8 protein-coding genes are annotated in these 8400 nt (G+C 41.2%); 2 read left to right on the top strand and 6 right to left on the bottom strand.

Annotation, left to right across the window (positions count from 1 at the left end):
* Positions 1–352: 352 nt before the first annotated feature.
* Positions 353–625, bottom strand: a complete 273-nt coding sequence (locus FTU37_RS15855; protein ID WP_111886092.1) for a hypothetical protein — start codon at positions 623–625, stop codon at positions 353–355.
* 225 nt (positions 626–850) lie between these two features.
* Between FTU37_RS15855 and FTU37_RS15850 the strand changes: the two genes are divergently transcribed.
* Positions 851–1492, top strand: coding sequence for a YitT family protein (locus FTU37_RS15850; protein WP_180124639.1), 642 nt, complete (start codon positions 851–853; stop codon positions 1490–1492).
* A 493-nt stretch (positions 1493–1985) separates the two neighbouring features.
* Here FTU37_RS15850 and tyrS read toward each other — a convergent pair whose 3' ends face one another.
* Positions 1986–3218 (bottom strand): tyrosine--tRNA ligase, encoded by a 1233-nt coding sequence (gene tyrS / locus FTU37_RS15845; RefSeq protein ID WP_171262600.1) that lies wholly within the window; start codon positions 3216–3218, stop codon positions 1986–1988.
* Positions 3219–3281: 63 nt separating this feature from the next.
* On the opposite strand from tyrS, the gene FTU37_RS15840 reads away from it, so the two are divergent.
* Positions 3282–4409, top strand: a complete 1128-nt coding sequence (locus FTU37_RS15840; RefSeq protein WP_180124638.1) for an anhydro-N-acetylmuramic acid kinase — start codon at positions 3282–3284, stop codon at positions 4407–4409.
* Positions 4410–4507: 98 nt separating this feature from the next.
* On the opposite strand, the gene FTU37_RS15835 is transcribed toward FTU37_RS15840, so the two are convergent.
* The 4 genes from FTU37_RS15835 to FTU37_RS15820 all read right to left on the bottom strand — a co-directional run.
* Complete coding sequence (locus FTU37_RS15835) at positions 4508–5794, bottom strand: lytic murein transglycosylase (RefSeq protein ID WP_180124637.1); 1287 nt, start codon at positions 5792–5794, stop codon at positions 4508–4510.
* A gap of 732 nt (positions 5795–6526) precedes the next feature.
* Entirely contained in the window at positions 6527–7648 is a 1122-nt protein-coding gene (locus tag FTU37_RS15830; protein ID WP_180124636.1) for a 5-(carboxyamino)imidazole ribonucleotide synthase, read from the bottom strand.
* Positions 7649–7664: 16 nt separating this feature from the next.
* Positions 7665–8177, bottom strand: a complete 513-nt coding sequence (gene purE, locus FTU37_RS15825; RefSeq protein ID WP_180027345.1) for a 5-(carboxyamino)imidazole ribonucleotide mutase — start codon at positions 8175–8177, stop codon at positions 7665–7667.
* Positions 8178–8290: 113 nt separating this feature from the next.
* The coding region (locus tag FTU37_RS15820; protein ID WP_179994364.1) for a zinc ribbon domain-containing protein at positions 8291–8400 on the bottom strand (110 nt) is incomplete at its 5' end.

The raw sequence follows: 8400 nt of genomic DNA, 5'->3' as shown, positions 1-8400 counted from the left end.
GTTCAAATGGCTATTCTACGTTTGATTGGTTTTGGAAAAAAAGAAGAATTTAAGAAAGTGCTAGCAATTTTAAGAAAGAAAAAGCCTGATAGGACAAGGATCCTATGAAATTTGTCGTGTACAGAGGCATTTTTTATAAATTTTTAGCAAATAGTCGATATTTAATTAAGTAAATTTCTTATATCTAGCAAATCTTTTTCAGCGCTTTTAAATCTAATAAAAGTAGCTTTGATTATTTATTGATCATTAGTCTACTTTTCTTCCTCAAAGCACATCATTTTTTTCTGTCATCACACCTATTCAAGCTTTATAGACATTTTTTTGCGTGCATTTTTATATTTCCAAGCATTTTTTAACGTTCAAATGCTAAATGTTGCATGACTTCCAAGATGACTTGTTGCTTTCCACGGAAATCCTCGGCAGAAAATAGCAGCTTGGCACGTCGAGGGAGTTGTTCTCGTACCAATGCAAATAGTTGGTACTGTGCTGCGATATCCAAATCATGTAATTGTTGCTGCGCCTCACAAAATAATGCTCGCTTATACTGTGTGGTTTGGTGATCAAATAAATATCTCAAGATTCGATCAATCTGTTCATCATGATTATCGGTATTGTAATACGCCATGTTGTTGCTCTTTTTTGATTTTTGACCATTGTTCCATAAGACCTGTTTTTGCAAAAATCATTTTAATTACATGCTTAGTCATTTTTGCTGATAAAAATACAGCCTATTTTATTTGAATAATCACTATTAACGATCACAGTCATAAAAAGCCACTATTTTTGGGCTTTAGACGCATAGAGCGCAGGCTGCGTTTTACGTACACTCTTTTTATTTTTTAGGTGCAGGATGCCAACACAGTTTTTTCCACGCTTATTCTTACTATTAGGCGGATTAGGATTTTTGGCTTTTGGTGTCGTACTCTCTATACATTCAAATTTAGGGACATCCCCTATTTCCTCGGTGCCCTATAGCTTTAGCTATATCTTTCCTCTCACCGTCGGCACATTAACAGTATTAATGCATATCGTCATGATCCTGCTGCAAATGCTGATCTTAAAATCACGCTTTCAATGGATACAGTGGCTGCAATTACCCGTGGGAATTTTGTTTGGTGCATTTATTGACGGTTTAATGTGGCTGACCCAAGGCTGGAGCATAGAAAGTTACCCACTTCAACTCCTAGCTTGCTTGGCAAGTTGCCTGATTACTGCTTTAGGTGTGAGCTTAGTGGTCAAAGCCAGTCTAGTCCTCTTGGCCGCAGAAGGTCTCTATCAAGCCATTGCTGTTCGTTATCGCCTTGATTTTGGCAACTGTAAAACCTATGGCGACATCCTCTTGGTCAGTATTGCGGTTATCAGTAGTTGGCTGGTCTTACATCAAGTCATCGGAGTACGTGAAGGCACCATTATTACCGCACTTTTAGTGGGGACTTTAGTCAAGCGGATTTTACCTAAATTAAGCTTCATTCAATTTGGCTCTAAGCCCTAAAACCAAGCTCCATGAACATCTATCTGAGTAAAGACATTTTAAAGCTCGATTGAATCGGGCTTTTTTTCTGGCGCGATTAAAGTCTTTAATACAGAAATGAATGTGATTTTTGAAAGGAATAGCTCAATTTTACAAATAAAAAAGGGAAAGATCTCTCCCAAAATCTTTCCCTTAGAATTGAATCTTTAGTCGATCCATCGTGTAGTTATTATAGTTATTTGTTAACTCACTAAAAAAAGAGTCCCTTGGGGAAGAGACTTATAAAAAGTGGAGTTATCGTTATGTACCCTCTAGATGGTATATATCTCTCTAGATGAATAAATCTTATACATAAAATTCAAGAAATGCAACACATTTGGCAAAATTTAAGTGTTGTTTTTATAAGGTTTTTTTTGAATTTGCTTATTTATATTATTAATATATTAATTGGTAAAAAAAAGCAGGCCGAAGCCTGCTTTTAATTCAATAACTTAACTAAAAATTCAAGAATTTATTAGTCGGTAAAAGTTACTTTTGCGATCGCTTTTTTGCTCGCTTGGATAATCAAAGTTTTGTTTTCTGACACAGCATAACCTGCATCAACCACTTCCCAATCCACTTTCACTGCACCACGACCAATTGCATCTTTTGCTTGAGCTGCATTTTTAGTCAAACCCGCTTCACGCAAAATAGAAGTAATGAAAATCTCACCACCAAATGCACCACGAGAAATAGTCACTTCTGGTGTACCTTCTGGAAGTTCGCCTTCAGTAATCAAGTTACCTGCACCTTTGTGTGCATTTGCCGCAGCTTCTGCGCCATGGAAACGCTCAACCAATTCAAGTGCAAGAATTTTCTTCACTTCTTGTGGATTACGGCCTTCAGCCACTTCTTTGAGCAACTGTTGAATTTCTTCAATCGATTTAAAGCTCAACAAGTCAAAGTAACGTTCGATCAAATCATCTGGCATTGACAGCACTTTTTGGTACATCGCACCCGGTGCATCAAATACAGCAATATAGTTACCCAAAGATTTAGACATTTTATTTACGCCGTCTAAACCTTCAAGAATCGGCACAGTAATGCACACTTGAGACTCTTGGTCATAACGGCTTTGTAATGTACGACCCATCAGCAAGTTAAAGGTTTGGTCTGTACCCCCCAACTCTACATCCGCTTCTAGCGCAACTGAATCATAACCTTGCACCAATGGATATAAAAACTCGTGAATCGCAATCGGTTGATGGCTGTTATAACGTTTAGTGAAGTCATCACGTTCCAACATACGTGCCACAGTTTGCTGTGAAGCCAACTGAATCAAGTCAGCAGCAGTTTTTTGACCAAACCACTCTGAGTTAAACACAACTTTAGTTTTCGCTGGATCTAATATCTTAAATACTTGTTCTTGATAAGTTTTAGCATTTTCTAAAACTTTTTCACGTGACAACGGTGGACGCGTAGCACTCTTACCCGTTGGGTCACCGATCATGGCTGTATAGTCACCAATCAGGAAGTAAACTTCATGACCTAAATCTTGGAAAACTTTTAATTTATTAATCAGAACCGTATGACCTAAATGTAAATCAGGTGCAGTCGGGTCAAAACCCGCTTTAATTTTTAATGGGCGATTCTGCTTTAATTTCTTAAGAAGATCTTCTTCAGAAATAATCTCATGTGTGCCTCGTTGGATGAGGGCAAGTTGTTCTTCAGCCGGCAGGAAATTTGACATCACAAAATCCAAATAGATCAGTTATACAATTTGTGCGATATACTAACACTTTTTCAGCACATTGCAGGCTTAAGAATCATCATGACAGCGATCTACATTGGGGTAATGACCGGCACAAGCATGGATGGTGTCGATATTGTTGCTGCTTCTTTTGATCCTTTAGAGATTCATGCGACGCTCACACTTCCCTTTGACCCAGACCTTCGTGATGAACTGATGGCCCTCACCTTGCCTGATGATAACGAAATTGATCGCATGGGTAAGGCAGACGTTGCATTAGCTCAAATGATCGGTCATGGCATCAATGAATTGATCGAGAAAAATCAGCTAGATCGTAGTCAAATCAAGGCGATTGGCTCACATGGACAAACCATTCGCCACCGTCCTGAACATGGTTTTACCCTGCAAATTGGCGACCCCAATATTATTACCGAACTCACTAAAATCCCTGTGATTTCAGACTTTCGCCGCCGCGATATGGCTGCGGGTGGTCAAGGCGCACCTTTAGTTCCTGCGTTCCATCAAGCGCTTTTCCAACATGACACCATTCACCGTGTGATTTTAAACTTGGGCGGCATCGCCAATGTCAGTATGTTACCTGCAGGCAAACCTGAAAATGTCTATGGCTTTGATACAGGCCCTGCCAACATTTTAATGGATGCATGGTGCGAACGTTATACTGGTCAACCGTATGATGAAAATGGCAACTGGGCGGCTTATGGTCAGCCTATTCGCAGCCTGCTCGACCGCTTACAAGCGCATGAGTTTTTCTCTAAAGAACCGCCAAAAAGTACAGGTCGTGAAGACTTCAATCTAGAATGGTTAGATGAACAGATTCTCGATTGGCGTGGAGATCTCGAATATGACGAACTCGAAGATACGCCAGAAAACATTCAAGCAACCTTAATGAAACTCACCACACGTGCCATTAAAAAAGCCATTTACCGTTCTGACATGGATACCGGTGAAGTCTATGTCTGTGGTGGTGGTGCATACAATTCTCACCTTTTAGAGCAATTGCGCTGGCGTCTACGTAAACATGAATGGACGGTGCAAAGTACCGCAGATTTAGGCTTAAGCCCGACATGGGTGGAAGCCACTGCATTCGCTTGGCTGGCGATGCGCTTTGTCAATCAGCTTAGTGCAAATTTACCAAGTGTGACGGGTGCTGCTGGCTATCGTATCTTAGGTACAATCTCTGCGGTTTAAGAGTCAAAAACATATAAAAAAGGTCTGCAATTGCAGACCTTTTTTATATAGACAAGCTTTTATATAGATTGACTACTATATAAAAGCATAGCTCAAACTTAATTCATCATTGCCTTGGCATGCTCATTACGAAATGCCCGTAAAATCTGCTGTCCCGCCCGACCTGTTGGGCTTAAACCCAGTCGATTTTGCTCTTGTCGAATGGCTTGACGGGTTTTATCTCCAATTAATCCATCCACTTTACCAATGTCATAGCCACGGTTAAGTAAAAATTGTTGAATCTCACGTCGTTCCGCACGTGAAGTCCCAGGATCATCGGTTGGCCATGTCGTACTAAAGCCACCCTTGCCTTGCAAGCGATCGGATAAATGCGCAATCGCTAATGCATAACTCTCTGCCGCATTGTAGCTGTAGATTGCATCGAAATTTTTTAACACCAAGAATACAGACCCACTTGCCCCAGCCGGTGCCATTAATCCTGCTTGGCTCGATCCAGAAAGGTTACCTTGAATTAACGGCGTGCCATCGGCACGCTGCAAACCACGATTCATCCAGCTATCTAATGACTTTTTATTACGCCGACTTTCACCACTGATCGACATTCCTTCTGGAATTTTTACTTCAAAACCCCACGGCTGACCAGTTTGCCAACCACGCTTTTTCAGGAAGTTGGCCGTAGATGCCAACGCATCCGTGGTACTCGACACCAAATCACGGCGGCCATCACCATCAAAATCCACGGCCAGTTCTTCATAGGTACTCGGCATAAATTGGGTATGACCAAATGCACCTGCCCACGAACCTTTCAATTGTGATTCATTTAAATCACCACGCTGCAAAATCCGCATGGCTGCAAAAAACTCGCCACGGAAATAGCTTTGACGGCGTCCTTCACAACTTAAAGTGCCCAATGACTGTAATAACGGATAGCTACCCGCAATATCACCAAAATTACTCTCCACACCCCAAACCGCGACCACGGTTTCAGCAGGCACACCATAAGCCGCCGCGACACGGTTTAATACATCACGATGCTGCGCCAATTTCTGCCGACCCAGTTGTACACGCTCTTCATCAACTAAACCAGATAAATAATCCCAGATCGGTGTGGAAAACTCAGGCTGATAGTTGAGCTTTTCAATCACAGAATAATCAGGTGTTAAATTTTGTGTATAACGATCATAAGTGGACGTATTCACACCAGCATTCATCGCTTGCGAGCGCAAATTGGCTAAACAGCCTTGAAAGTTATTTTGTGGTGAAATGCTGCTTGTTGCAGGCATGCTCGACGCATTGACAGACTGACCATTAATAATCAACTCGGCATTTGCCTGAGTTATTGCCAAAAAAGCAGTCCCGAAAACAAATCCTAAGTAATACTTCATACCCTTGATCTTTTTTTGAATTTAAATTGTTGCTTTAACAATAGCAGCTCAAAGCAAAAGTTAAAGGTTCAAAACGTAAATTTAAATTCATAATTTCTACTTATTTAAATTCATTTTTTAAATTTGAATTCAAAAGCAGTTATCCACAACCTGGTTTTAAATTCACTACAAACCAAACAGCGGTTTAAATTTAAATTCAAAACTTTTAAATTTAAAAATAAACTGCGTGTAGAAAAAGTTATCCACAAATTCAAAATGGCGTGACAATTCATTTTTATTGTTAATAATCAAAATATTATAGTTCTTAAAAGACTCTCTTTATAGATCCAATAAGTCTGATCAACTTTTAAATTCAAATTTTTTAAATTTAAACACAGCGAAATGAATTCATTTTTTGAAATTTAAATTCATAAACTTTGAATTCATTGTTTTCGGTATCGGATTTTTTGAATTCAAATTCATAGTTTAAATTTAAAAACACAATTTGAATTCAAAACACATTGGTTATTTTTGATTTTGATTCACACACATCGCAGGCCATTGATACGGAAAAAACCATACGAAGATTCGCGCAGAATATTTATAAACGAACGAACACTTTATGATCAATAGTTTCTTGTCGTTTCACCGATAAGCGGTGTGATTTTGCAAAGAGGCGCAATGATGCCCGAACTACAGCGATAAAAAAAGCGGCCATGTGCATGACCGCTTTTTTATCATTCAAACTCAGGTTTAAATGGTCATATCTTCGCTAAGTGCCAGTGGATTCGGCAAAATTTTCGCCAAAGCACGACATAAAGCTGTTAATTCAGCAGTATCATTCGGCATTAAAGTGATGTGACCGATTTTGCGGCCTTCACGCTCTGTTTTGTTATACAGATGCAAATGCGCGCCATTCAGTGCCAATACATCTTCAGATTTCGGATGTTGGCCAATGATGTTCACCATGACCGTTGGACGAACAACTTCAGTCGAACCCAAAGGCAAACCTGCTACAGCACGAATGTGGTTTTCAAACTGTGAACACACTGCACCTTCAATCGACCAATGCCCCGAGTTATGCACACGTGGCGCCATCTCATTGGCATATAAGCCTTTATCTGTCACAAACAGTTCTAGCGTCAAAACACCGACATAATTCAAATGATTGAGCAGGCGAGTAATGTAGTCTTGCGCAACTGGTTGTAAGTCTGCGCTGTTTGGCGCAGGCACAATCGAATGCGACAAAATGCCGTTGTAGTGGTGGTTTTCCGCCAATGGCCATGTTTTCACATCACCGTCTTGACCACGCACCGCAATGATTGAGACTTCACGTGAGAAGGTTACAAAGCTTTCCGCAATCAATTCACCAGCAGGGCCCAGTTCAGCCCATGCTTGATCCATTTGCTCAGCGCTACGTAGCACAAATTGACCTTTACCGTCATAACCGCCACGCGATGTTTTCAGTACGATGGGTAAACCCAGTTCAGCAACAGCGGCTTCCAAGCTCTCTAAAGACGTCACGGCCTTATAGGGTGCAACTGGAATAGCCAACTCATCAAACAAGGCTTTTTCAGACAAACGATGTTGTGCAATCGCTAAAGCTTGACGCGGCGGGTGCAGTGCTTTGTTCTTGGTCAACACATCAACATCTGCTAACGGGGTATTTTCAAACTCTAAGCTGAAAACATCTGCACTCTGAATGAAATCTTGCAAGCCATTTGCAGCTTGGGTCGAAATCACTGGACCCAGCGCTGCAGAAGGGCAGTCGGTACTCGCTTCAAAGAAAGTGCATTGAATGTTTAAAGGCAATGCCGCTTGCGCCATCATGCGACCAAGCTGGCCACCACCAAAAATACCAATGGTTTTATCCATGAGAAATGCCCCTTAATTAAGCTTGACCCGGAATATTTTTACTCGCCACTTTATCAGTTTGCGCAGCGCGGAAATCTGCAACATTTTTTGCGATATCAGGACGTGTTAAACCTAAAATTTGTGCAGCCATGATCGCTGCATTGGTTGCACCCGCTGGGCCAATCGCCAAAGTACCAACTGCAATACCTGCGGGCATTTGCACGATAGACAGTAATGAATCCACGCCGTTTAAAATTGATGATTTTACCGGTACGCCGAGTACAGGCAAATCAGTCTTGGCTGCACACATGCCTGGCAAATGTGCTGCGCCGCCAGCACCGGCAATAATTACTTGAATACCACGATCACGTGCGGTTTCGGCATATTCGAATAATCGATCTGGAGTTCGGTGTGCAGATACTACTTCCGCTTCAAATGGGACGCCAAGCTGTTTGAGCATATTGGCAGTGTTTTCTAGCGTTGCCCAATCCGATTGAGAACCCATGATAATTCCAACGAGAGGAGTGTCTTGTGAAGCGGCCGCATTCATTGCAATGTTTCCAGAGATTAAAGTAAAAGAGAGTAAATCTCGACTAGAGCCAAGCTTTAATAAGAGCCCCGTATTATAGACTGAAAATTCATCTCATTGACATCCTCACCCCCTTAAAAGAGGGTGATTCCTACAGCTAGACGCTTATGCCCAAGCGCAAGAATGTTTAGAGCTGAGTTTATATCTCGATCATGAGCTGTACCACAGCTCATGCACTCCCATT

Origin of the sequence: Acinetobacter sp. YH12097 (genome assembly GCF_013419225.1) — a bacterium.
Lineage (GTDB): Bacteria > Pseudomonadota > Gammaproteobacteria > Pseudomonadales > Moraxellaceae > Acinetobacter > Acinetobacter amyesii.
This window is presented reverse-complemented; position numbering and strand designations above follow the sequence as displayed.

Coding starts and splice junctions, on each gene's coding strand:
- FTU37_RS15855 (WP_111886092.1), bottom strand. CDS start 625: ATGGCGTATTACAATACCGATAATCATGATGAACAGATTGATCGAATC.
- FTU37_RS15850 (WP_180124639.1), top strand. CDS start 851: ATGCCAACACAGTTTTTTCCACGCTTATTCTTACTATTAGGCGGATTA.
- FTU37_RS15840 (WP_180124638.1), top strand. CDS start 3,282: ATGACAGCGATCTACATTGGGGTAATGACCGGCACAAGCATGGATGGT.
- FTU37_RS15835 (WP_180124637.1), bottom strand. CDS start 5,794: ATGAAGTATTACTTAGGATTTGTTTTCGGGACTGCTTTTTTGGCAATA.
- FTU37_RS15830 (WP_180124636.1), bottom strand. CDS start 7,648: ATGGATAAAACCATTGGTATTTTTGGTGGTGGCCAGCTTGGTCGCATG.
- purE (WP_180027345.1), bottom strand. CDS start 8,177: ATGAATGCGGCCGCTTCACAAGACACTCCTCTCGTTGGAATTATCATG.